The sequence below is a fragment of the Undibacterium sp. GrIS 1.2 genome (genome assembly GCF_040544435.1).
Classification (GTDB): domain Bacteria; phylum Pseudomonadota; class Gammaproteobacteria; order Burkholderiales; family Burkholderiaceae_D; genus Undibacterium.
In genome coordinates, this window is the sequence record NZ_JBEONP010000017.1 from 37951 (window position 1) to 62415 (window position 24465).

Below are 24465 nucleotides of genomic sequence, written 5' to 3' on the forward strand. Positions count from 1 at the left end.
TATTACCTGTCTCCGATATTGCTAGAATGAAGGATTACTGTCACAACCAAGGCGACTGATCCAATCGCGAATAAGGCTGCTATCTGTGTCTCATATCATGTCCAATAACATTCCCAGCACCATTCCCTACATCAACAAGCAAACTCTACAACAGACTTTGACTTATGCTGATCTGATACCTGCTTTAAAACTTGCATTTGCCAGCAATATCATTGCGCCAAAAAGGCATGTATATAGTTTGTCTGAACAGCCGGTTTCTACCTTGCTGTTAATGCCAGTCTGGCAGCCACAAGGCACGACCGGTGTGAAGCTGGTGACAGTGGCTCCGCAAAATACCTTGCTGCCCTCTGTGCATGCGGTATTTATATTGTTTGATACTGTGAGTGGCGTGCCGCTGGCATTGATAGATGGTGAGGAGTTGACGTTACGGCGTACGGCAGCCGCATCTGCGCTAGCATCCAGCTATGCGTCCCGCATTGATAGTGAACATCTGTTGATGGTTGGTACGGGCAGCTTAATTCCTTACCTTGCCTGCGCCCATAGCCAAGTACGAGCGATCAAACAAATTACGGTCTGGGGACGATCGGCAGATAAAGCGACGCAAACCCTCAAGGCTATTCAAGCGCAGACAGAATTACCTGCGCATATCCGGCTTAGCATCGCCACCGATCTGGCAAGCGCTGTCAGTCAAGCAGATGTGATCAGTTGCGCCACCACCAGCACCACGCCGATTGTGCTGGGTGAATGGGTCAAAGCCGGAACTCATATCGATCTGGTCGGCGGTTTTACTCCTGGCATGCGGGAGGTTGACGATCTGCTGATGTCCAAAGCAACTGTGTTTGTCGACACCTACGAAGGTGCGATTGCAGAAGCCGGCGACCTGACCCAAACTTTGCAAAACGGCAGCCTACAACGCAGCGCCATCGTCGCCGAGCTGGCAGAGTTGGTCAGCCAGCAGCATGCAGGGCGCAGTGATGATCAGCAAATCACGGTATTTAAATCTGTAGGGACGGCGATAGAGGATTTATGCGGTGCTAATTTAGCCTGGCAAGTGCATCAGCGTGGTGTTGAATAATTAGGAACGAACTTTTGTCAGTGGTGACGACAAGTTGTGTCACTAAAAATTCTTACTTGAGGGAGCGCAGCGATCACTATTTTTCGCTGACAATCTACATATACTGGATATTAGTATATTTTAATCGTCCATATAATCTCTGGACAATAAGGCATATTTATAAAAAAATAAGGGGAGTATATTAAAATCTCCCTTTATTTGGATTACTCGCTCAATGCTTCTTTAGCCGCTTGCTCTGGCGTCAAACCATCAAAGAATAAATCAGTAAACCAATCGATCTCCTCTTCAATATGATCCTGTGCCTGACGCAAAGTCGCGCCGCCTTTGACCAGAAAACCTTCTACCTCAGTACACCATGCGATGAGGGCAGCGGTTTCTGGATCTATTTCTTCTTTCTTTGCCATTTGTCATCACCCTTGTGGTCAAAATAAAGCGTCCCTTTAAAACAGGAAGTCGCTAAGACAAGACTCTAGCATGATGTTATCTACACTTATCAACTCATTCTTGAATTCAGTCCCTAGCCATCTACACAAATCCAAGATTACGTTTAGTCGCGTCAAAATTATGCAGGTTCGGCAATAGCGTCAGCAAGTCAGAATCCGACGCGCCCATCCACTTACCCAGCGTTGCCGCGTACTGGTCTACCGAGGTACTTGGCAACAAGCGTCCTTGGCCTACATCGTCTGGCCCGTCGCTAGCAACAATCGGTGGTGTGCCATAAAAGCTTTGGCCATTGACTGCGCCGCCCATCATAAAATGCATGCTGCCCCAACCATGATCTGAACCGTCGTTATTGCCGCTTAATGTTCGCCCAAAATCAGACGCGGTGAAACTGGTGACATTGTTCGCCACACCTAATTCTTGGGTCGCTTTATAAAATGCCGACATCGCATCTGCCACACTGGTCAGTAAACCGGGGTGGATATCGAGCAAACCATCATGCGTATCAAAGCCCCCCATAGACACAAAAAACACTTGCCGTTTTGCGCCCAAACTACTGGCAGCAGAAATCATTTTTGCCACCATTTTGAGCTGATCACCCAAATTATTATTCGTCGGAAAAACTGTCGTTAAAGCCGGCGCACCCGCTAAGGCGCTAGTCAGGACTTGGTTGGCATCCATAGATCGTCTGGTCACGCGGTTGTATTCCGTCGCGAATAAATTGCCACCCGTTTGGGTCATCAGTGTTTGCAGCGCAGTCGAGCATGCGGCTGATCCAAACAAGGGCTTGGTACTGGCATTTAAGGGGACAGAACCGCTGGTAGAAACCTGATATTGCACCGCCGTGTTACCCGACAAATATACTGCGTTGCCAGATACGTTGACGCAAGTAAAAGTCGTGTTGCCATTGCTGGACTCAAACAAGTCACCCATGCGTCCGCCCCAGCCAGACACCGCACCTTCTGGCGCCGACGATTGCCATACCGATTGCTGGTCATTATGTGAGAATAATTTAGGGGGCAATAACACCGATTTATTGGTGTATTGCAGCTTGGTCGTCGGTTGTACTAAGGTGCCGACGTTCAGCATCACGCCCATTTTCCCTGCATTAAAAATCGGTAGCAATGGTGCCAGCTCTGGTGCCAACGCATATTGCCGGCTCACGCCTGCGGTATCGACGGGGGCGACTTTCGGCACCAGAATTGTGGAGCTCAAACTGTCGCGGGCGTAACACAGGGTTGGGCGCAGTTGTTGATACAAAGAGTAGTTGGTGGTGTCATAAGGTATCAGCGTATTGCCATAGTCATTGCCACCGTATAAAAAAATGCAAACGGTCGCTTTGTAATCGGTCGCATTCGCTGCTGAGGCCTCTGCCATCGCGGCTAAATTAATCGCCCATGGCGTAGCGACACCAGCTAATGACAAGGCGCTGGCCTTTTTTAAAAATGCCCGGCGTGATGCATCCATCCGAATAATGTTTTTCATGATTTCCCTTTGCTATTTTTAGATGGACTACTTTTGTACAATGAAATCTGGCGACGCCAGGATCATCGTCAGCGCTGCATAAATCCGGTTATACCGCACCGCGTCGCTACCGCTTGGCATGCCATTAATCGCATTGAGAATCAGGCTATATGTCGTGCTGCTCAACTGGCTGGCAACCAGAACCAAGTTCAATTCGTCCAGCAAGGATTGCGCGTTGTCTGCCAATGGTAATAAGCTGCTGTAATCGGCTTTTACATCGCCAATCCCGGTACTGACCGCACGCTGCATATAATTGACATAGCCGATGACGGTTGATTCGTTCGTGATCTGAAACTCTGGCGCGACTAAAGATGCGCTGTCAAATCCCGTGTTAGGTGGGACGTAACCGGGGCGAAAAAAATTAAATACCGATGGCGAGCGCAAAGGACTTTGTCCTAATGCGGTGGCGGGATTTGTAGTGTCGCCAATTTGCCAGGCATTGGTCGCCGAGCTGGCATTAAATGCTCTAGCCCAGGCGGTAAAGCGCAAAATCGGCTCACGCAATTTTCCAAAGTTGGGATCGGTAATTCCGGCATCACTACGCGCCTCGGTATCTAGCAAAATTGCTTTGATGACTGCTTTTAAATTACCTTTGACACCGGTGCCGTCATTACTAAATGCCGTCGTAACACGTTGTATATACGCCGGACTTGGGTTGCTTGTAACTAAGCCCTGTATTAGCTGGCGGCTGATAAAGGGCGCAATATTGGGATGTGCGAAAATGCCATCCAGAGCCATTTGTAAACTATCGACACCATTGGTACCTGCCGGGATAGTGATGCCCAAAAAATCTTTTTCACCCAGCTCGTGACGAGCGGGTATTTGTGTCATTGGCCGGCGTAAAAAATCTGGCGTGTTGGTTTTCAACGCATCCAGATTAAAGTCCCAGCCTGTGAACACTCTTGCCAACCCGGTTATATCGGTCAGAACATAAGTTTCTTGCGAGACGCCGTTGACCTGCTGCACCGAACCATCCTGATTTAGCTTTAGCAAACCAATACTGAACAACTGCATTAATTCGCGTGCATAGTTTTCATCTGGCAGCGCACCGGTGGCCGGATTGTATTTAACGTTACCGCGAAAAGTCAGAAACTGTCCCATCGCAGCGCTGGTCGAAATTTGCTGCAACAAAGTACGATAATTACCAAACACATTGGCTTCTAATAAATCAAGATACGCAGCCGCCGAAAATGCGCGCCAGCCACCGCCGATCAAACCATCAATCGCCGCTACCGTGATTTCAGAAATAGCAAAGGTCAGGCGCTGTCGTAATGTATCGGGAGATGAAAGTAGCTTGGACCAGGCAGCAGAATCAAAACCCGCTTCTGAGTTCTGATAAGTAGCGGCATTAAACCCCTTAGTTACCAACCAATCAAACCGAGCAGTCGATGCAGGCAAGGCGAATTGCGCATCCAGCCAGCCAGAATAACCAAGTAGCTGTACCTGCGCGATTTGTGCTCTGTTCGCACCCATCGACGCCTGCACTAAAAAGCGCGCAGCCTGGGCGGCAGTAATGCCGACGGGCGGTGTGACCGGTGGTGTTACTGGAGGAGTAACAGGCGGACTGACGGGTCCAGAACTCGTGCCAGAAGATGTTGCGACAGCACCTGAGCCACCGCCACCGCAAGCGCTTAGTGACAAGGCTGATAATGCTGACAATCCTGCAAGTACGCCATTAGCAAGAGTCGTACTAGATAGATTTATCCTGGCTTTATTATTATCGTCCGTTGACTCAGGTGGGTTGTTTGATGCGATCGGCGCGGATATATCCGTCAAACTCGTGTTCTCTGACATGTACTGCCTCCGTTGCGATGGGCTGTTTTCTAAACGTTCTATTAGTTTCGATCTTGTTTTCACACATTGAAACAATAGATAACTTGAACCTAATTGCCTATTCGCACTTTGTAAGTAGATGTCACACCGTTTTTAGTAACTGCTAGACAAGCGCAAATGCACTCTCATCGGTGATTGCTTGATTATGTAAAGAAGAAATAACAAATACGCGATAAAACTCGTCAAGCCTGCTTACGGAAGTCTTCATTTGTTACAAATTAGCAGGAACGTTTTTGGGTCAGATCAGCACGAAGGCAAGTCCGTAAGTCACAAAGTATCAACTTTCTTAATATCATCAGCAAAGATTCCCAAACTAGCTCAAAATAAGCGTTGATTCATCAACGACGTAGCCAGCCTTTTGTACTTGTCAGCGTGCCTTTTATCTGTCGCCTCAGTACAACTCCCCCGATATCAACCTAATGGAGAAGCAAGCCATGACCTCTCTCAATATCAATAACAAAGAACATACTCTCGATGCCGATCCCAGTACGCCAGTGTTGTGGGCCTTACGCGATTCGCTGGGTCTGACTGGCACCAAGTTTGGCTGCGGTCAGGCTTTGTGCGGCGCCTGCACCGTGCATATCAACGGGCAAGCTACGCGTTCTTGCGTCACGCCGATTTCTGCAGTGGCAGGACAAAAGATCACGACGATCGAAGGCATGTCCGGCGACAAAGTTGGCAAGGTAGTGCAAGACGCCTGGGTGAAGCATGACGTCGCGCAGTGCGGCTACTGCCAAAGCGGACAGATCATGAGCGCGACAGCGCTTCTGAAGTCGAATAAAAAACCGAGCGATGCCGATATTGATGCCGCAATGGCGGGCAATATCTGCCGTTGTGGAACCTATGTCCGTATCCGCGCTGCAATCCATGATGCAGCCACCCACCTTGCCTGAACCAGGAGACGATCATGCATTTTGATATCAGTAATGAATTACCAAAACAATTGCAAGCCATGTTCGAGCAAGAGTCCGGCGCAAACAATGCTGTCAGCGCACAAGCTGACCTGCCACGTCGCCGCTTTTTAAAAGTTGCGACCATCAGCGGTTTTGCTCTCGGCGTATATCCGCTCATCGGCAACGCACAAAACAGTCAAGATTCGGTTACAGCGAAAGCCGGCGGACTGAAAGCAATCGAACAACCAGCGGCGTTTGTCCGGATTGATAAAGATGGTACGACCACGATCACCATCAACCGGCTCGATTTTGGACAAGGTGTGCAGACTGGTTTACCGCTGATACTGGCAGAAGAGCTGGATGCCGACTGGAGCAAAGTCAAGAGTGTGCATGGTGACAGCAACCCTGCCTATGTTGATCCTGTGTTTGGAATTCATTTAACGGGCGGTTCCAGTTCGATCAAAAATTCGTACACACAGTATCGCGAACTAGGCGCGCGTACACGCGCCATGCTGGTCGCTGCAGCAGCGAAGCAATGGAATGTAGATGCCAGCAGTTTAAAAACACAAAATGGTGTCGTGATCGGCCCGGGCGGTAAAAAGTTAAGTTACGGTGAACTGGCAGAAGCAGCGATGAGCCAGCCGGTACCAGAAAAAGTGACGCTCAAAGATCCGAAGAATTTCCGTCTGATCGGTAAACCTACCGGGCGCCTTGATGCCAGAGCAAAATCGACTGGCTCGCAACAATACGGGATCGATACCCATCTGCCTGGCATGTTGACAGCGGTCGTTGCCCGCCCTCCGGTATTCGGTGCAAAAATTGCCAGCGTAGACGACACAGCCGCCAAAGCAATGCGCGGCGTGAAGGCCGTTATCCGCATCCCGGTTGATCGTGGTGGAGAGGGTATTGCCGTGATTGCCGATGGCTACTGGTCTGCCAAGCAAGCCCGTGACGCACTCAAAATCCAATGGGATAACTCGGCTGTTGAAAAAGCAGATAGTGCGCAATTATTAGTGAGCTACAAAGAGCTGTCGAAACAAACTGGTAAGCTGAAATTTAACGACGATATTTCAAGCATGGCGGCAGCACCAATGAAGATCGATGCTGAATTCGTCTTCCCATTTTTAGCGCATACGCCGATGGAGCCACTCAATTGCACCGTGGCGATCAATGGTGACAAAGTAGAACTATGGGTAGGAACACAAATGCCAGGCATAGACGGTCTTGCAGCGTCAAAAGTATTGGGAATCCCACCGCAAAACGTCAAGGTCAACACGCAAATGGCAGGCGGTGGATTTGGTCGCCGGGCAGTGCCGACCAGCGATTTTGTGGCAGAAGCATGCACTGTTGCCAAAGCCGCCAAGACCGCAGGATTGACCGCGCCGGTTCGCACGTTGTGGAGTCGTGAAGATGATGTCAAAGGCGGTTACTACCGGCCTATGCATGTGCATCGGGCACAAATCGGTTTTGATGCCAAGGGAAAAATCGCCGGTTGGGATCATGTGGTCGTAGGACAATCGATTCTGGCTGGCACACCGTTTGAAGCCATGATGGTTAAAGACGGGATTGACTCCACCGCACTGGAAGGGATGAAAGAGCCATACGAAATTCCTATGCGTCTGTCAGTACATCATCCCAAAGTCAATGTGCCGGTATTGTGGTGGCGCAGCGTCGGCTCTACTCATACCGCTTTCGTGATGGAAACCTTGCTCGACGAGATTGCAACAATGACCAAGCAAGATCCGGTCGCTTATCGTTTAAGCCTGATCGGCGATCAGCATCCGCGTCATAAAGCCGCCTTACAATTAGCCGTCGCTCAGTCCGGCTATGGTAAAAAGACCTTAGCCAAAGGTCATGCGTGGGGCGTTGCAGTGCATGAATCCTTCCAGACGGTCGTGGCTTATGTCGTAGAAGCCTCGGTCAAAGATGGCACACCGACACTGCATAACGTCACAGCAGGCATCCATTGCAATCTTGCCGTTAATCCTAAGAGTATCGAAGCTCAAGTCCAGGGCGGTGCGTTGATGGGTTTATCGATGTGCTTACCGGGTGCGGCGATCACTCTAAAAGATGGCGTGGTGGAACAAAGTAATTTCGGTGATTATGTCGTGCCACGAATTACAGAAATGCCAAAAGTCAGCGTGCATATCGTACCAAGTGCGGATGCACCGACCGGTATGGGCGAACCTGGATTACCTCCGCTGGCGCCGGCTTTTGCAAATGCGATTGCTAAAGCGACTGGCAAACGCTTACGCGAATTGCCGTTCAAACTAGCGTAATCATCCTGCGGTAATCACGGCATAAATATAATCGGGGTAGCGTAATCGAATAGATTCGCTATCCCGATTTTTTTCATCGTTGTCGATTTTCTTTTTGCACCATGTAGAGTCGTGCTAAACGGATATTTTTGATGACTTTTTGATTCCAAATCAAAATTAAAAAAAATTCAACATAACTTCATCATCGATAAGCATCTGATTATTAAAGTATTTTTAATATTTCACTTCAATCAGCCTTGAAATAGGCGTCTTCCGCCCATATAATTAGCACTCGTCGGGAGAGAGTGCTAACAATCTCTGACCTGTACTTATTTTTGTAGCAACCATTATTTAAATATCATCTTTGTCCGTGAGACACCGGTAACGTTGCAGAGCATCGCAGCACAGTGTCTTACATTATTTTGTAAAACCATTGCTATTTTTAGCTAATCACAAGGAGTTTGTATGAACCTTCGTCCCCTGCACGACCGCATTATCGTCAAGCGTCTGGATCAAGAAACAAAAACAGCATCTGGCATCGTATTGCCTGACGCGGCGGCTGAAAAACCAGATCAAGGTGAAGTTTTGGCGGTTGGTAACGGCAAACAACTCGACGACGGCAAAGTACGTCCATTAGAAGTCAAAGTGGGCGACCGCGTCCTGTTTGGCAAATATTCTGGTCAAGCAGTCAAAGTTGACGGCAATGAAGTTCTGGTAATGCGCGAAGAAGACGTTTTCGCAGTCGTTCAGAAGTAATTCATTTTTTGTAATTCAGTCTGTTATTTACTCTGTAATGCAGACTGAAAACAATATTCCATTCAAGATTCTGGAGATTTAACATGGCAGCTAAACAAGTAATTTTCGGCGATGATGCACGCGCTAAGATCGTTAATGGCGTTAACATCCTTGCTAACGCAGTTAAAGTAACACTGGGCCCTAAAGGTCGTAACGTTGTCCTGGAACGCTCTTTCGGCGCACCTACAGTGACTAAAGATGGTGTTTCAGTCGCTAAAGAAATCGAACTCAAAGACAGATTAGAAAACATGGGCGCGCAGCTCGTGAAAGAAGTTGCTTCACGCACTTCTGACAACGCTGGTGACGGTACAACAACAGCAACTGTATTGGCACAAGCGATTGTTCGCGAAGGTTTCAAATACGTTGCTGCTGGTTTCAACCCAACTGATCTGAAGCGCGGTATCGACAAAGCGGTTACAGCCATCGTTGCTGAAATCAAAGTGTTGTCCAAGCCAACTACAACCAACAAAGAGATCGCTCAAGTTGGTTCTATCTCTGCTAACTCCGATGCAAACATCGGCGACATCATTGCAAAAGCAATGGACAAAGTCGGCAAAGAAGGCGTAATCACTGTTGAAGATGGTAAATCTTTAGACAATGAGCTGGACATCGTTGAAGGTATGCAGTTTGACCGTGGCTACCTGTCACCGTACTTCATCAACAACCCGGAAAAACAATCCGTGATTCTGGAAAATCCGTTCATCCTGTTGTTCGACAAAAAAATCTCGAACATCCGTGATTTGCTCCCAATCTTGGAACAAGTCGCTAAATCAGGTCGTCCATTGCTGATCATCGCAGAAGATGTCGATGGCGAAGCATTGGCCACTCTGGTTGTCAACAACATCCGTGGCATTCTGAAAACAGCCGCTGTTAAGGCGCCTGGTTTTGGTGATCGTCGTAAAGCGATGTTGGAAGATATCGCTATCCTGACTGGCGGCCAAGTAATTGCTGAAGAAGTTGGTCTGACATTAGAAAAAGCGACTTTGGCTGATCTGGGTCAAGCTAAACGTATCGAAATCGGTAAAGAAAACACGACAGTGATTGATGGTGCTGGTCAAGCTGTTGGTATCGAAGCACGCGTTAAACAAATCCGCGCGCAAATCGAAGAAGCAACTTCTGACTACGACCGTGAAAAACTGCAAGAACGCGTTGCCAAGTTGGCAGGCGGCGTTGCTGTGATCAAGGTTGGTGCTGCAACTGAAGTTGAAATGAAAGAGAAAAAAGCCCGCGTTGAAGATGCTCTGCACGCGACTCGCGCTGCGGTAGAAGAAGGCGTTGTTCCTGGCGGTGGTGTTGCTCTGTTGCGCGCACGTCAAGCTGCTGGCGTCATCAAAGGTGACAATCCAGATCAAGAAGCCGGTATCAAACTGGTGTTGAAAGCGATCGAAGCGCCATTGCGTGAAATCGTTGCTAACGCCGGTGGCGAGCCAAGCGTTGTTGTCAACGCCATCATTAACGGCACAGGTAACTTCGGTTTCAACGCTGCTAACGATACTTATGGCGACATGATCGAAATGGGTATTCTGGACCCAGCAAAAGTAACACGCTCTGCTTTGCAAAATGCAGCGTCTGTCGCTGGCTTGATCTTGACAACTGATGCTTTGGTTGCCGAATTACCAGATGACAAATCTGGTGGTATGAGCGGCGGCATGGGTGGTATGGGCGGCATGGGCGGTATGGACGGCATGATGTAATTCCGCAAGGAATAACTTCGCTGAACGTGGCGTGCAATACGCCACATTAGGTAAGCAAAAGCTAAGCAAAAAAGCTTCACAGTGAAAACTGTGGAGCTTTTTTATTTTGTAAGATTAACTGTGTACAGAGTTAGGGGATAGCATGAAATCATACGGCTGCAAACCAAGAATGAATATACTCATAGTATGTATATTTAAATCGTCCATATAATCATTGGACAATAAGTATATTTTTTATAATTTAATGGGGAGTATATTTATTTTCGGTTATTCCATGCCGTGCCGGGCAAATCGAAAGAGGATAAAACTATTCAGGCAAGACAACGCATCTGTGTAAATACAACGTCAATCTGTTGAAAATAAATAATGTTCTTAGAGTAATATTCTTAACAGAGAAATTTATACTTGTACAACGCAAGATTTCTCTAATGCATTCTCATCCGTGTTCAGATGTAGGGCTTAAGCAAAGTTGCTAACCGAGTGACGCAAAAGCAGTTTGCTGCAAGTCCGGACATTATTTCAATAACGACTTACAAGACCATAGAGCCATGATGAAATCACTGTCAGCACGTCTACCCGCTATTAGTTACTTTCTATTCGCAGGTTTTTTAATTGCTACCGCTTTACGCACCCACAACGACACTACGATTGCGATTGTTTGTAGCTCTGTTCTCATGTTTGCAATGTGTTGGGCCAATGCCATCCATTTGCTTGGTGGCAAAGCAGCACTCAAGTTTGTCGCGATTGCCCTGAGTTTTGGCTGGTTTGCCGAGCAAATGGGAGCATCACATGGCTGGTTTTTTGGTAGCTACACCTACACCGAGGTGCTGGGCTGGCGCTTAGGTGATGTGCCGATGGTGATCCCGCTAATGTGGTTTGCGCTGACCTACTCTTGCTATGTGATCAGCAACTTGATTGTCTGGCGCACGCCGCTGGACACTTCCTCCGCGTCCGGCAATATATTGTTCATGTCGTTTTTAGCAGCGATGCTGGTGACTGCATTTGATCTGGGCGCAGACCCGTATATGGTATTCGTACTCAAAGCCTGGATCATGACCAAAACTGATGGCTGGTGGTTTGGCGAAACTATTCAGGGATTTTTTGGCTGGGTCTTTGTGTCGTCGATGATTTTACTGACCTTCCGCCTTTCCACTCGGGATGCGATTAAAAAACCCGGTGTGGCGTTTAGCAAACAAGAGGCACTGTTGCCGATGGGTTTATACGCCAGTGGGATGATCTTCCAGTTATTGCTAGGCTACCCTGTAGAAATCCGTAGCATGACCGTATTTGTGATGGGCATACCTTTGCTGTGCGCCTTTGCTGGCTGGTGGCAGTGGACGATAGAACCAGTGCCGCCGTCAGAAAGTAAAGTCAGCGATGCCGAATTAGACCAAGCCCAATATCAGGCGGACCCCTTGGCAGACAATACCATTGCCGCGATTCTCGGCCCTTGGGATGCGGCCACAGGAATCGATTTTTTGCGAGTACATGCCATGCACTGGCAAAAAATCGGCATCATCAATCAACAATTTGAGCAATGGCAATCCAACGCCGCCATCTATCACTGGACACCTGCCAACCCAGCCACGCCAGCCGATATCAGCGCCAACTTACAAAGCTATCTGCACGAAGGGCGTGCGCTACCGCCATGGGCAGATCTGGCGCAAATACATCGTGCCGAGACCTTGTTTATCGACTACGGCATGTTGTCGTGCTCTTTGCTTTTTTGCTCTAGCCTGCCGCAATGCTATGTCATACCCGACCTGTCGGCGGTATTGCATATTGCAGGACAATTAGAGAAACACACTGAGTACCGGGTACGCTCCACTGCGGCGATGATCTTCCCTGTCATGTTGGCGGGTGGGTTGACCAAACCAGACGGCAGCGGCGTCGCACAGATCCTTAAAGTACGCCTGATTCACGCCACCATACGTAACTTGATTTTGCATGGCAATCCTGCCGATCTGGTGCTGGCGTTGGGTAATCATCAAAATCAAAATGATGCCGGCGTCATACCGCCACTAGCCGCGGGCGCATTGCCAGAGACCTCCAACAATATGTACCAGGCACTGTTCTCACACGGCTGGAAGTTAGGCGAAGACGGTCTGCCTTGTAATCAGGAAGAGCTGGCTTATACCCTGCTCACCTTTGGTTATGTATTTTTGCGTAGTCTGCGCACACTGGGCTTAGGATTAGTTCAAGAAGACGAGCTGGCCTATTTGCATACATGGAATGTGGTAGGCCACATTTTAGGGATTCGACGCGAATTAATGGCTGAGACTATGGAACAAGCAGAAGCCCTGTTCAATCAGATGCAAGCCCGTGGTCGCGCAGATCCAATTGATCCCGATCCTCGCCCCGGCCTTGGTATGGCATTGATGAATACGATGGAAGCAATCATACCTATCCGCTTGATTAAACCTTTTCCTGTATTAATGACACGTTATTTATGCGGCACCAGAACAGCAAAAGATATTGGTATTGATGGCCGGGTGTCTTTGCTGTCGCGCATGGTGTTTAGTTTGGGTATGTTACTGATCAGGATGACCGATACCGTGGTGCGGCTGTTATTGCCAGAGTTCTCAATCTCACGCTTGATTACTCGCCTGCTGGGTAAGCAATTGATGAGCAAGATTCTGATGGATCAGACTCGGCCTTTAAAACTGCCTGAGCATCTTTTATATTCGGTAAATTCAACGATGGCAGACTGGCAAACCGACCCCAAAGCACCTGCATGGATGAACGCTTTAGAAGCGCGTTTGAGTAAACCTGCAACTAAGTAAGACACTAAGGTAGATACTAAGGCAGAAGATCAGCCCTCTTCCACAGCAAGTTAAGTCAGGCTTTGCATAAACAGAGAGGCAATCCCAGGGAGACACGAAGAGGGTAAAAAAAGGGAATGCAGAGCAATGCAAGCCAGGGCGAGATGGGCGAAATCAAGTAGCTAGATTTCGCCCATTCTCATATGCCAACAGTAGCAATTACTCATATACTCCCACGATTTTTTATGAAAAATACCTTATAGTCCAATGATTATATGGACAATATAAATATACTCACCCAAAGTATCTATATAGTCCGCAGCCTGCATCAAGATCCGTTGCGTCATCCTTAACAGAGTTGTGGAAGCGATTTTAGTTCATCCCAAAACATCTACAAGCGACAGAATGAACTTATTTTATCGACAAGGCTTTGGGGGATGACGAGTGGTTAACACGACAATATTCGCTGCGATTTTGGCAAAAATGCTGCTTGACAGAAAAACCTCAGCGACACGATACTCTTAACTTGGTTTTCCGCTGAACTGACGTACTTATTCTCACTGGCTTTTTTGCCACATCCATCTGCAACTCATGACAAGTAAATTGCATAGATTTGCTAAGTCCTTATTGCCTAAATACCGGCATCCTTCAATGCACCAATTTCAGGTGCTGCGTCACTGTATTTTATTCATTTTGCTTGCTGCACTCAGCTTGGGCTATGTTGGTGATAATGCCAATATAAGTTCAGCAGGCGCCACAAATTCCGCGTTTGCTCAGAGTCCGGCCAGTGCCCCAGGCAAACTCAGAAAAGCCATTAGCAATCACCAAACAACCCAGCAAACAGCACCGCTGCTGTTAACCGATAGCACTCCGCTGATCCATGCCTGGTCTGCAATCACCTTCTTGCCAGATGCCAGCGGCAAACTAAGTCTGAATGACGCCATCGCGCTCAGCAATCAATTTACCATCCCTCTGACAGCAACGGATACCCTAGGCTTGCGCAAAGATGTAGTTTGGTTACGCCTGCCCTTAACTGTTGCCGCCAATGGTGATGGCTTATGGGCTTTAGACATTGACTATCCAGTCCTAAACAAAATTGATGTCTATCTGATGCAAGGCCAAGATATGGTGCAACATCGGCTGCTAGGAAATATGCAACCCTATTCCCAACGCCCGATCACCAGCCGCTCTCACGCCTCCGGTTTACGGCTAAAACCAGGCTTGGACTACGTGATGTTTATGCGGGTAGAAACGATAGGTCCGATGATCTTGCCGATCACCCTGAGCAAGCCCTCCACCTTCCATGCACGCGCAATGGACGAGCAAATGCTGCAAGGCATTTTGACTGGTATCGCACTTTGTCTTTTGCTCTATAGCGTTGCTCAATGGTTTAGTCTGCGCGAATATCTGTTTATTAAATACGCTCTGCTGATCTCCGGCAGCTTACTATTTTCATTACTGCAATTTGGTGTGGGCGCGCAGTACGTTTGGACCGACAATGTCTGGATGGAACTCCATGCAGGCGGCCTATCTGCATTGATCGCTGCCTGTGGATCGTTTCTATTTATCGAGCAGGCGTTACAGAGTAAAGATCGCTATCGGCACTTTGGTTTTTTAATGAAAACAGGCGCGTGCCTGACCGTCTTTTTTGCCGTGCTTTACACGTTTGATCTGATCAATATTTACACGGTCACAGCCATCATCAGCACTTTGGGCTTAGCGCCCGCTGTACTTGGCATACCGGGCGCAATCACCCGTGCCCGCAGAGGCGATAAAGTGGGGATGTATTTCTTAAGCGGCTGGGCGGTTTATTTCATCACCACCGCGATCCTCATCGGGGTTATTCAAGGACAAATTCCGGCTAATTTTTGGACCATGCACTCATTCCAGTTTGGCGCAACTTTTGACATGCTGATTTTTATGCGCGTACTTGGCTTACGTACCAAAGCGATCCATATGGAAGCCCAAAACGTGAGTAAAGAACGTGACACCATGCATTCGTTAGCACATACCGATCCATTAACAGGACTACCTAACCGACGTGGCTTAAATACCAGCCTAGGCAACCTATTGCCACAAGCATCCGCAGAAAAAATTCTCGCCGTATATATGCTCGATCTGGATGGCTTTAAACAAGTCAATGATCAATACGGTCACGACATTGGCGATGAACTACTAATCGCTGTCGCCAAACGCTTGCAAGCTAATTTGCGCACCTCAGATCTTGTTTCACGACTCGGTGGGGATGAATTTGTGGTCATGTCGAGTGGGCTCAATAACGTACAGCAAGCAAACGATCTGGGACTTAAATTGCTGGATGCTTTTGACAGCCCGTTTGTCTTAAGTGAGCAAACTTGCAGCGTCGGCTTAACCATAGGCTACGCGCTGGCACCACAAGATGGGCACGATCCGATCAGCTTACTCAAACGTGCCGATGCCGCGATGTATGCAGGCAAGCAAGGCGGCAAACATTGTGTGCGCAGAGGTGAGGCGTCAGAGGGATTAAATTAGCTAAAAAACTTAAATCAAAACAGCATCGGAAGCAGAATAGTGCGATGTCTTAAGCGCTTCTTGCTGCCCTACAAATCCATCAAATGCATCCAGCAAAGGCTGGTACTTTTCCGATGTATTCTCCAACATCATCAATGCATAACAAGTCGCTTCCAAACTAGAAAGCTGATCCGGCTTATGTGCTTTGCGAATCCGGTATAACGACGTTGCCGTGTCCCGCAAAGGCAGACGAGGCAATGTTTGCAGCAGCGGATTAAGGTACAACATTTTTCGACTTTTACGCCAGGTGCCATCCAGCACGATCAAACGTATTTTGTCAGGCTGCGCCAATAATCTAACATCAAAAACAGGCGCAGGCATCACACCTATTCCCTGATCTTGCGGCGTTTCCGGGTACAGCAATATGCTATTTTTTCCGGGTACATCCAGTAAGGATTTAAGCAAAGATTCTTCAAATTTCTCACCGATACAAATTTGACTTCCGGTCAAACTTAAATGTAGCAAGCGTGCGCTACCTTTTGCATTTTGTACTTCTAGCGGATGCTGCAAAATCACGATCTCAACTTGGGGATTAATAGCGACAATCCAATGGCAAATACAAGTGCTTTGCGGACGCAGACAACGCGTACAACTGCTACGCTTTGCAGTCTGGGTTGTACCCTGCTGGGTACTTAACCCCGTACAAGATTTAGTCGCTGCATTCATTTTATTTTTATCAAATTTTGACTATTTTCAAATACACTTTTTTACCGCTCAACCCTCAGTCACCAAGGCTTGTAATGCATGATCTAAGCTTGGATAGTTAAACGCAAACCCAAGTGCTTGCAACTTTTTTGGCACGACATGCTGACCACCCAACAGCAGCAAGGACATCTCACCCATGGCGGTATTGAGCAACCATGCAGGCGCAGCAAAGATTGCCGGACGATGCAATACGCTGGCGAACGTTTGTGTAAATTCGGCATTCCTCACTGCATTCGGAGCCACCATATTAAACGCGCCCTCAGCATCAGGATGGGCCAGCAAAAACAAAACAGCATCGACGTAATCGGCGATATGTATCCAGCTCATCCATTGCTGCCCCTGCCCTAATCGTGTCGCTAAACCCAGCTTAAACGGCAGCAGCATTTTTTGCAGCATGCCGCCGCGTGCGTCGAACACCAGACCGGTACGCAAAAGTATCGTTTTAATCCCCATCGCACTGGCTTGATTGGCTTCATGCTCCCATGCACTGCACAGCTGGGCACCAAAATCTTGAGCGAGCTCTGCAGTTTCATCAATGATGCGATCACCCGTATCGCCGTAATAACCAATCGCTGATCCGCTTAAAAACAGTGCTGGCTTTTGTGCAGCAAACTGCATGCAAGCGATCAACTCGCGGGTCAATGCGACCCGGCTATCTAACAATAACTGCTTACGTTTTTCGGTCCAGCGCGCATCAATAATAGGCTCGCCGGCAAGATTGATGACAACATCAAAATGGACCGCTGGCAACCACTCCTGCAAAGACGCCATCGGCTTTACCGCAGCACCGCACAAACGCTGCACCTTTGCTGGGCTGCGGCTTAATACAGTCAACTCATGCCCCGCTGCCAACAACGCTGGGCATAAGCGCTGCCCGATTACACCGGTACCACCCGTGATCAAAATACGCATCGTGATTGCCTCTTCTAGTGAATCTGCCTATATTGCCATAAGACTCGCTATAAGACTTACTATAAGACTCGCCTAAGACCCGTCAGAAAACACCGCCCCACTCTCTTTGCCACGACTATGTCACACCCTCTTTTAGTATTACAGCAGCGGCTACGCCACGAGTTCCGGGATCAACTGGAACTGATCGCTTTTTTAGAAGCAGAGCCAACAATTGAAATCATCTGCAAAGTAATACTCACGGAGCAGCAACAACATCAAGCGCATCAATTCGCAAGGCAACTACATCAGTCAGGCAAACCAGATGATCCCCATGTCATCGTCGTATCAGGGTTAGATGAACAAGCTCAAAACGCACCATCATCAGCAAACCCCAGACGACTACAAGTACAAGAAATTCAGTTCTCCGAACTGTGTGCCTTACGCGCCGAGGGACAGCGACCCGCCATCCTCAGCGCCAGCGCAGTATTGATTTGCGAAGACACGCAAGAAATCATTCTGCAACGCAGAGCAGCCGATGTCGCCACCCACGCAAACTGCCTGCACATCATCGGCGGCGCATTCCACCCCGGACAAGACCGGAGCAACGGACAAGCAAGCCTGCTGGCGACAATACAAAGAGAAATAAAAGAAGAAACCGGAATCACCATTCCACTACAACAGCTACAACAAGCTTGGCCTTCATCGCGCCCGCTATCGCTAGTCAAAGAAAAAACCACAGGCTTCGTCCAATGCGCCGCCATCGGCATAAGCGTCAGTGCGCAAGCGCTGCAACAACTGCAAGAAAATTGGGAAGGCAATCTGCTACGCGTAGGATGGCATGAACTACCGGACTTACTAAAAGATCCCTCGTGGGTAACCAGCGGCAAAGCGCATGTGATGACTTGGCTGGCGATTAATGGTTGGTTACAATTCCACTCGCCTATTCATTAGTTACTCTATTTAAAGAGCGTTCTGCCGTTCCCGTCGAATAGAAAGCCACCAGAAAGCGAAACCTGCCGCTGCACCAGACCCAAGGTAATTTAGGGAATCGAAAAATCTCGATTGAATCCAGCGCGCGGATGTAAATGGATTTGCGCTCAAGTACCAGAAAAGCATCGCAAACAATAGACCTCCCAACTCAAACTGCCACCAACGGCGCAAGCCCAAACGGCGAAATAGTAATTGAGCAGGAAAACCAAAAATAACAGCACATATAATCGCGACAGGAAATCCAAAAATCCAGTAAAGCGGTAAGCCACACCATGTGCTGGTTCCTTCGAACAAACCGATACCACATGCACTAGAGGTCGCCACCGTCACACCGATAACTGCGGCAAAGCAAAGCGAACTGATTAAGCGATGCATCATTCGTCCCTTTAGGGATTTAATGTAATTTCATTTAAAACAATCACTCGTAACATCCAATCTAAACATCGCCAACAAATCTACCGCAATTCCTCAGTAATCCTTAACGCCTCCTCAAAATTCCAGACCCGGCGTATTTCGATGGTGTCATATTTTTCTGCCACGTTGGCGGGGAAGGATGCGTAGCGGGCGTTGACTTTGACGATGCGGCGTACCGCTTCGTCCAGATCTGCACGACCACTAGAACTGATGAGGACGATGTCTTCTACGCTGCCGTCGCTGCGGATGATGACCGATACGACGGGATAACCACGGGCTTTGTCTTTAGAAATTTGTGAATAATTAAGGCTGCCATTGCGCTCGATTTTTTGACGCCAGCTTTCTACATACATGCGTAATGGAACATCTTTGCTGTATTCACTACCGACTGCGCGGCGACGTGATTTGTCGTCATCGCCAAAGATGGGGACTGGTGGCCGGCCACGTAACAGACCTAAGCCGCGTGATTGCTCCAGCGCTTTGTTGGCGAGATCGCTGCTGAATAAATTTTTAGGCAGGACGAAACCTTTTTCACTGCCGTTACCATTACGGTCGCCGTCTTTGATGCCGTTGCCTTCGCCTGATTTATCACCACTACGGTCGCCACTATCTGCACGGCTGGCAATGCTATCGCCGTGATTATTGTTATTACCGATCGCAGGCAAGGTACGCGGCTCAAATTTTGTGCTGGCCTGAGCGGTTTGAGCTTGCTTGCTTTCTTGTTCTCGCTGTGCGGTTTGCTGTGCAATGCGCTGTGCTTCTTGCCTAGCCGTTTGCTCGGCGGCTTGCTTGTTGGCTTGCACAATGACCTGCTGTTGGGCTTGTAATTCTGCTGCTTGCTTTTGCTGACGCTCTTGCTGAATCGCTTGTTCTCGTTGGCGCACTTGCTCCAGACGTGCTAGCTCTTGTTGGGTGCGTTTGGCTTCGTCCTGGCTTATTTGCTGTGCTACTTGCTGTGCTAATTGCTGGGCGGCTTGCTGCTGTTCTATATTTTTTTGTTCAATTTTCTTTAGTTCGGCTTGCTTGAGCTCGGCTAATTTTTGCTCTTCTAACTTGGATGCTATCTCTGCCGCCTTGCTGACTTCCGCTTGTTTGCGGTTGTCTACTTGTAGTTTTTGGATCGCCACATTTTGCGGAGTCTGGACTGCAAGCTGTGCTTCCGATTGCAAGCGCGCCTGCTCTTCTTTCAATTGTTTTTGTTGCCGGATTTCTTGCTTGGCTAGCTGCGCCCGCTTGGTCTCTTCTGCCAACTTTGCTAACTCGGCCGCCTCTGCCCGCTCTGCGGCTTGTTGTATCGCTGGGTCTGGCTGCTCGGCGACACTAGCCACACTGGCGACATCCAGCATAGGATCAGGTGCAATGGGAGCGACAGGTTTAGTAATTTTTTGCCGGGACTCTGGATCGGGCTTGTGCTCCGGGTCTTCTGGGCTGGGGAACGGCACGACAAAGCTGTCATCCCGCATCTCATTTTGGGCAATAACACGTACCGGATCTTCTGGCGATTGTTCCTGCTCAGCTTTAGGCGTCACCGGAATTGCGCGTGCTACGATTTTTTTAGGGCCATTTTTTGCTTTGGCCTTGGCTACCGCTGGCTTGGATGATGTGGGCACTGGTGCTGCTGGCGTTGCAACCGCAGGCGCTATCAAACGTATGCCAGTCTCTGCTGCCAAGGCTACCGGCGGTGTTGACACAGGTGGCTGTGGCACCTGCAACGGCGGGATTGCGGCGCTGGTATTAAGTTCTGGATTTGCAATCTGGATCGTCAATTCTGATTCAGCTGCGGGGGCGAGATTATTTTGCTCCGGCGCTGCTGCTCCTGGCAAACCCAGACCGGGCACGCCAAACTGTACACACAATATCAATGCATGAATCAATAGCGAAATCATCACGCCAGCAATCAACCGTTTTTTGATGGGATCAGGCTTGGGGGTTTCGCGCTGTCGAGTGACTAAATTCATGCGGTTTTGGGCGGTGGTTTCAAATAAGCAGTTCGCATTATCGCATGGCAATTTTGCTGCATCCTATCCCATCTTTATCCGGCTACTTTTATGCGCTTAGTCAGAAATGCCCGAAAATAATTGCAAATCCGCATGAGTAATCGCATCAAGGCTGAGGTTTATTTTGATCAATCGGCAATCCGTACCGAACCATTTAAAATATACTCCATATAAGTATATTTTATTTGCCCATATATTTAATGGACAATAGAGCATTTTTATAAAAATCAGTGGGGAGTATATTCAATTGGAGATATTCAACATGGATCAAACCAAGCTGTATATCGTTCAGTATTGTCACGACCATCATGATTTTTTAAACTACACCAAAACCGAAATAACGCCGACTATGCAGATTTCAACAATAAGCAAGAGGCAATCCGTCAAGACAATGCGCCAACATCTGAGTATTCTGTGCACATGAAAAAAATATCCATTATTGATTCACATACCGGTGGCGAGCCAACCCGGTTAATCGTCGCTGGTGGACCTGATCTGGGTACAGGCACTTTGGCTGAGCGCGTCACTCGCTTTAAAACTGAATTTGATCATTACCGCACTGCGACCACTTGCGAACCACGAGGCTCTGATGTGATGGTTGGCGCTTTGGCCTGCGTCCCCGACAACCCCGAGTGTACTGCTGGCGTGATTTTTTTTAATAACGTGGGTTATCTTGGCATGTGTGGTCACGGCATGATTGGCTTTGTGGCGAGTCTGGCGTACCAAGGCAAGATCAGCGTTGGGCAACATCAAATTGACACGCCTGTTGGCGTTGTGCAAGTTGAGCTACATGCTGACGATAGCGTGACTGTGCATAACGTCGCGGCATGGCGTTACCGCAAAGAAGTCATGATTGAAGTCGCTGGCCACGGTCTTGTAAGGGGCGACGTGGCATGGGGTGGTAATTGGTTTTTCCTGATCGCTGATCATGGGCAGGAGTTACAAGCAAAAAATATCGATGCGCTTACCGATTTTTGCTGGCGGGTAAGGCAAGCCTTGGAGGCAAATGAGATTACCGGTGAGCATGGCGCGTTGATTGACCATATCGAATTATTTGGCACCCCAGATTCAGCCAATAATCACAGCAAAAACTTTGTTTTATGTCCAGGCAAAGCATACGACCGTTCGCCTTGTGGCACCGGCACCAGCGCCAAACTGGCTTGCCTGGCGGCAGATGGCAAGTTGGTAGAGAGTGCAATATGGCGACAGGAGAGCATTATAGGCAGTGTGTTTGAAGCGTCTTATCAAACGATGAAAGCTAGTCAGAACACAGCAGAGACAGATGCAGGGAAAAGGGCAGACTCAAATAATATAGAAAAAATCTTACCTAGCATTCGCGGTAAAGCTTTTGTGAATGCTGAGGCGACTTTATTACTGGATGAGCGCGATCCCTTTGTTTGGGGGATGCGCTAAGGAGTGCGATGATGAATTTGCTATGGGATACGACGAATAGCACTTCGTCGTTGAAACCGCCGGACGAAGGGAGTATTTGGGTCAGGCTCTGGCTTGGCGAATAGTTTGACGTTGCAAAACCTCGCGGTATTCACTTGGGGTCATGCCGACAGTGGCTTTAAAAATACGAGAAAAAGCGCTGTGATCTTGGTAGCCGCAATCTGCTGCAATGTCAGTGATGCTCTTGCTAGGATCAGCCAGCATCTGGGATGCAGCATCTAAACGAATTTTGATCATCATCTGACGTGGCGTCAGTGAGAAAATCTTTTGGAAATAACGCTCAATCTGGGTAATCGACAAACCAGTTAGTTGCGCCAAATCTGCCATTTGTACTGTCTGAAAATAATGGCTATGCAGATGCCGGACAGCAGCGGCGATCTGGTGATAAATAGGATGGCGTTGATCCGGCATCGCTAAATCACGAGAAATACCGGTAAGACCGATCACATTATTATTAGCATCGCGCAGTGGGATTTTTTGGGTGAGACACCAGCCAGGGTCAAGGTTGGGGTACAGGTGAAGTTCTAATTGATCATTTAAAGCTTGATTATCGCTAAGTACCATTTGATCTTGTTCATCATAATTAACGGCTAAAGAGGCAGAAAAAACTTCGGTGGCGGTATGACCAATTAAGGCGGCTTTATCTTTATAACCAGCACGTGTGGCGAGTGTCTGATTTACCACAATATAACGACCAGCCAGGTCTTTAACGAAAAAAACCACATCTGGCATCGCATCAAATAACGCTTCAGTGAAGAAAACATCACTGATCTGACCTGCCATTTGGTGACGGTTTTTCTGCGCTTCTTCAGTGGAGATGATAGGCATAGGATCGATGATCATGATAAATACCAATGGTAATATTAATGAAAGACTAAATAATATTATTCATTTTACATGGAACAACTGCAACTAAATAAATAATTACTAACTTTTACAAAATTTTTATCTTTTTTTAAATATATTAAGAATATTTTTAAATAATATTAACATGTACTAAACTCATTTAGCTCAACAAAACTCAAGCAACCAGGCTTTACTAAGCAAGCTCAATCAACCAAGTTCAACCAAGTTCTACTAACTAAGTCAGCGAAGGAATATAAACATGAGCACAAATAAATGGCGTGGCGTTTTTCCGGCAGTAACTACCAAGTTTAAAGATAACGAGGATTTGGACTATGCTGAAATGGAAAAGCATTATGCTTTTCAGATCGATAGCGGTGTCCATGGCTTGGTCACTTGCGGCTCTTTGGGAGAAGCCAGCACCCTCTCGTTTGATGAGAAACTGGAAGTCGCCAAGATTGCCCTGCAAGTTGCGGATAAGCGGCTGCCAGTGCTGGTCAATGTGTCAGAGACCCGCACCAGCAATGCCTTACGGTTTGTGCAGCAAGCCGCGGATATGGGTGTGCAAGGTTTTATGGTAATGCCATCCGTCTTGTATGCCGCCGACGCCCGCGAAGCCAAAGACAATCTGCGTGCCATCGCCAAAGCGGCACAATTGCCTATCATGGTCTATAACAATCCTGTGACTTACAAAGTTGATTTAACACCCGAAGATTTTTTGGATTTGGCTGATTGCGAGTGGCTGGTGGCGATTAAAGAATCAACCGACAATATTCGCCGCATTACGGATCTGCGCAATGTGTTGGGCGATCGCTATCAATTATTTATGGGCGTAGATGATCTATCATTTGAAGGCTTGGCAGTCGGTGCAGATGGCTTGCTGGCAGGCTTGGTAGTCGCGTTCCCGAAAGAAACAGTGGCGCTGTATAACTTGATGCAAGCCAAACGTTATGATGAAGCACTCAAGCTATATCAATGGTTTATGCCGCTGCTGCATTTAGACGTATCCAACAAGTTGGTACAAAACCTGAAGCTGGTCGAAACTCTGGTCGGTGTTGGTAATGAAAACGTACGCCGTCCGCGCCAGCCGCTTGTTGGTGCAGAGCGTGAGCGGGTGACGGCTATCGTACAAAAAGCCTTAGCGACCAGGCCGGATGTGTCGATCTACCTTTAGGCGAACTGTCTAAAAAATAGTGCTCAAAGTTAATTATGGGGCAAACTTTTAACCAAACAAGCTCAGTTTGCTCCATTTTCGCCTCTCAATAACGCGCAATAATTTTGAAAAAATAGAATATAACTGAGTAAAATTCGGAAAAATGTCGTTATTATAGAAATAAAATATTGACTC

Annotated in this window: 18 protein-coding genes; 10 read left to right on the plus strand and 8 right to left on the minus strand. The window is 48.0% G+C overall.

Annotated elements, in window-relative coordinates; translation table 11 throughout:
- Positions 1 to 97 precede the first annotated feature (97 nt).
- Complete coding sequence (gene lhpI / locus AAKU61_RS09510; protein ID WP_354331664.1) at positions 98 to 1075, plus strand: bifunctional Delta(1)-pyrroline-2-carboxylate/Delta(1)-piperideine-2-carboxylate reductase; 978 nt, start codon at positions 98 to 100, stop codon at positions 1073 to 1075.
- 203 nt (positions 1076 to 1278) lie between these two features.
- Here the strand turns inward: lhpI and AAKU61_RS09515 are convergent, their stop codons facing one another.
- The 3 genes from AAKU61_RS09515 to AAKU61_RS09525 all read right to left on the minus strand — a co-directional run bounded on the left by AAKU61_RS09515 (position 1279) and on the right by AAKU61_RS09525 (position 4834).
- Positions 1279 to 1479, minus strand: coding sequence for a hypothetical protein (locus AAKU61_RS09515; protein ID WP_322119688.1), 201 nt, complete (start codon positions 1477 to 1479; stop codon positions 1279 to 1281).
- A gap of 121 nt (positions 1480 to 1600) precedes the next feature.
- Complete coding sequence (locus tag AAKU61_RS09520; protein ID WP_354331666.1) at positions 1601 to 3001, minus strand: DUF1501 domain-containing protein; 1401 nt, start codon at positions 2999 to 3001, stop codon at positions 1601 to 1603.
- A gap of 27 nt (positions 3002 to 3028) precedes the next feature.
- Complete coding sequence (locus AAKU61_RS09525; RefSeq protein ID WP_354331668.1) at positions 3029 to 4834, minus strand: DUF1800 domain-containing protein; 1806 nt, start codon at positions 4832 to 4834, stop codon at positions 3029 to 3031.
- A 473-nt stretch (positions 4835 to 5307) separates the two neighbouring features.
- Here AAKU61_RS09525 and AAKU61_RS09530 point away from each other — a divergent pair, with 473 nt between their 5' ends.
- The 6 genes from AAKU61_RS09530 to AAKU61_RS09555 all read left to right on the plus strand — a co-directional run bounded on the left by AAKU61_RS09530 (position 5308) and on the right by AAKU61_RS09555 (position 15786).
- Complete coding sequence (locus AAKU61_RS09530; RefSeq protein ID WP_354331670.1) at positions 5308 to 5766, plus strand: (2Fe-2S)-binding protein; 459 nt, start codon at positions 5308 to 5310, stop codon at positions 5764 to 5766.
- Between the two features lie 14 nt (positions 5767 to 5780).
- Complete coding sequence (locus tag AAKU61_RS09535; protein ID WP_354331672.1) at positions 5781 to 8045, plus strand: xanthine dehydrogenase family protein molybdopterin-binding subunit; 2265 nt, start codon at positions 5781 to 5783, stop codon at positions 8043 to 8045.
- Between the two features lie 444 nt (positions 8046 to 8489).
- Positions 8490 to 8780 carry a co-chaperone GroES gene (gene groES, locus AAKU61_RS09540; RefSeq protein WP_322119693.1) on the plus strand — a complete coding sequence of 97 codons (291 nt, stop codon included), beginning with the start codon at positions 8490 to 8492 and terminating at the stop codon, positions 8778 to 8780.
- A gap of 83 nt (positions 8781 to 8863) precedes the next feature.
- Positions 8864 to 10513, plus strand: coding sequence for a chaperonin GroEL (gene groL / locus AAKU61_RS09545; RefSeq protein WP_354331674.1), 1650 nt, complete (start codon positions 8864 to 8866; stop codon positions 10511 to 10513).
- A 548-nt stretch (positions 10514 to 11061) separates the two neighbouring features.
- Complete coding sequence (locus AAKU61_RS09550; RefSeq protein WP_354331676.1) at positions 11062 to 13296, plus strand: carotenoid biosynthesis protein; 2235 nt, start codon at positions 11062 to 11064, stop codon at positions 13294 to 13296.
- 630 nt (positions 13297 to 13926) lie between these two features.
- Positions 13927 to 15786 carry a diguanylate cyclase domain-containing protein gene (locus AAKU61_RS09555; RefSeq protein WP_354331678.1) on the plus strand — a complete coding sequence of 620 codons (1860 nt, stop codon included), beginning with the start codon at positions 13927 to 13929 and terminating at the stop codon, positions 15784 to 15786.
- A 9-nt stretch (positions 15787 to 15795) separates the two neighbouring features.
- Here the strand turns inward: AAKU61_RS09555 and AAKU61_RS09560 are convergent, their stop codons facing one another.
- Both AAKU61_RS09560 and AAKU61_RS09565 read right to left on the minus strand, forming a co-directional pair.
- Positions 15796 to 16491 (minus strand): tRNA-uridine aminocarboxypropyltransferase, encoded by a 696-nt coding sequence (locus AAKU61_RS09560; protein WP_354331679.1) that lies wholly within the window; start codon positions 16489 to 16491, stop codon positions 15796 to 15798.
- Positions 16492 to 16539: 48 nt separating this feature from the next.
- Positions 16540 to 17442 (minus strand): TIGR01777 family oxidoreductase, encoded by a 903-nt coding sequence (locus AAKU61_RS09565; protein ID WP_354331681.1) that lies wholly within the window; start codon positions 17440 to 17442, stop codon positions 16540 to 16542.
- 117 nt (positions 17443 to 17559) lie between these two features.
- Between AAKU61_RS09565 and AAKU61_RS09570 the strand changes: the two genes are divergently transcribed.
- Entirely contained in the window at positions 17560 to 18372 is an 813-nt protein-coding gene (locus AAKU61_RS09570; RefSeq protein ID WP_354331683.1) for an NUDIX domain-containing protein, read from the plus strand.
- 9 nt (positions 18373 to 18381) lie between these two features.
- Here AAKU61_RS09570 and AAKU61_RS09575 read toward each other — a convergent pair whose 3' ends face one another.
- Together AAKU61_RS09575 and AAKU61_RS09580 are read right to left on the minus strand one after the other, a co-directional pair.
- Positions 18382 to 18786, minus strand: a complete 405-nt coding sequence (locus tag AAKU61_RS09575; protein ID WP_354331685.1) for a hypothetical protein — start codon at positions 18784 to 18786, stop codon at positions 18382 to 18384.
- Between the two features lie 80 nt (positions 18787 to 18866).
- On the minus strand, positions 18867 to 20783 hold the full coding sequence (locus AAKU61_RS09580) for a TonB family protein (RefSeq protein ID WP_354331687.1): 1917 nt from the start codon (positions 20781 to 20783) through the stop codon (positions 18867 to 18869).
- Positions 20784 to 21242: 459 nt separating this feature from the next.
- Here AAKU61_RS09580 and AAKU61_RS09585 point away from each other — a divergent pair, with 459 nt between their 5' ends.
- The gene (locus AAKU61_RS09585; protein ID WP_354331688.1) at positions 21243 to 22235 is read left to right on the plus strand and encodes a proline racemase family protein; all 993 of its coding nucleotides are present in this window, start codon (positions 21243 to 21245) and stop codon (positions 22233 to 22235) included.
- A gap of 81 nt (positions 22236 to 22316) precedes the next feature.
- Here AAKU61_RS09585 and AAKU61_RS09590 read toward each other — a convergent pair whose 3' ends face one another.
- Positions 22317 to 23102 carry a helix-turn-helix domain-containing protein gene (locus AAKU61_RS09590; RefSeq protein WP_354331689.1) on the minus strand — a complete coding sequence of 262 codons (786 nt, stop codon included), beginning with the start codon at positions 23100 to 23102 and terminating at the stop codon, positions 22317 to 22319.
- Between the two features lie 277 nt (positions 23103 to 23379).
- Between AAKU61_RS09590 and AAKU61_RS09595 the strand changes: the two genes are divergently transcribed.
- The gene (locus AAKU61_RS09595) at positions 23380 to 24291 is read left to right on the plus strand and encodes a dihydrodipicolinate synthase family protein (protein ID WP_354331691.1); all 912 of its coding nucleotides are present in this window, start codon (positions 23380 to 23382) and stop codon (positions 24289 to 24291) included.
- The last annotated feature ends 174 nt before the right edge of the window (positions 24292 to 24465 follow it).

Excerpts from the sequence above, each read along its gene's own strand:
- AAKU61_RS09570 (WP_354331683.1), top strand. The coding sequence starts at position 17,560 with ATGTCACACCCTCTTTTAGTATTACAGCAGCGGCTACGCCACGAGTTC.
- AAKU61_RS09580 (WP_354331687.1), bottom strand. The coding sequence starts at position 20,783 with ATGAATTTAGTCACTCGACAGCGCGAAACCCCCAAGCCTGATCCCATC.
- AAKU61_RS09550 (WP_354331676.1), top strand. The coding sequence starts at position 11,062 with ATGATGAAATCACTGTCAGCACGTCTACCCGCTATTAGTTACTTTCTA.
- AAKU61_RS09590 (WP_354331689.1), bottom strand. The coding sequence starts at position 23,102 with ATGCCTATCATCTCCACTGAAGAAGCGCAGAAAAACCGTCACCAAATG.
- AAKU61_RS09515 (WP_322119688.1), bottom strand. The coding sequence starts at position 1,479 with ATGGCAAAGAAAGAAGAAATAGATCCAGAAACCGCTGCCCTCATCGCA.
- AAKU61_RS09530 (WP_354331670.1), top strand. The coding sequence starts at position 5,308 with ATGACCTCTCTCAATATCAATAACAAAGAACATACTCTCGATGCCGAT.
- AAKU61_RS09565 (WP_354331681.1), bottom strand. The coding sequence starts at position 17,442 with ATGCGTATTTTGATCACGGGTGGTACCGGTGTAATCGGGCAGCGCTTA.
- AAKU61_RS09560 (WP_354331679.1), bottom strand. The coding sequence starts at position 16,491 with ATGAATGCAGCGACTAAATCTTGTACGGGGTTAAGTACCCAGCAGGGT.
- AAKU61_RS09595 (WP_354331691.1), top strand. The coding sequence starts at position 23,380 with ATGAGCACAAATAAATGGCGTGGCGTTTTTCCGGCAGTAACTACCAAG.
- AAKU61_RS09535 (WP_354331672.1), top strand. The coding sequence starts at position 5,781 with ATGCATTTTGATATCAGTAATGAATTACCAAAACAATTGCAAGCCATG.
- AAKU61_RS09555 (WP_354331678.1), top strand. The coding sequence starts at position 13,927 with ATGCACCAATTTCAGGTGCTGCGTCACTGTATTTTATTCATTTTGCTT.
- AAKU61_RS09525 (WP_354331668.1), bottom strand. The coding sequence starts at position 4,834 with ATGTCAGAGAACACGAGTTTGACGGATATATCCGCGCCGATCGCATCA.
- groL (WP_354331674.1), top strand. The coding sequence starts at position 8,864 with ATGGCAGCTAAACAAGTAATTTTCGGCGATGATGCACGCGCTAAGATC.
- AAKU61_RS09575 (WP_354331685.1), bottom strand. The coding sequence starts at position 18,786 with ATGCATCGCTTAATCAGTTCGCTTTGCTTTGCCGCAGTTATCGGTGTG.
- AAKU61_RS09585 (WP_354331688.1), top strand. The coding sequence starts at position 21,243 with ATGAAAAAAATATCCATTATTGATTCACATACCGGTGGCGAGCCAACC.
- lhpI (WP_354331664.1), top strand. The coding sequence starts at position 98 with ATGTCCAATAACATTCCCAGCACCATTCCCTACATCAACAAGCAAACT.
- AAKU61_RS09520 (WP_354331666.1), bottom strand. The coding sequence starts at position 3,001 with ATGAAAAACATTATTCGGATGGATGCATCACGCCGGGCATTTTTAAAA.
- groES (WP_322119693.1), top strand. The coding sequence starts at position 8,490 with ATGAACCTTCGTCCCCTGCACGACCGCATTATCGTCAAGCGTCTGGAT.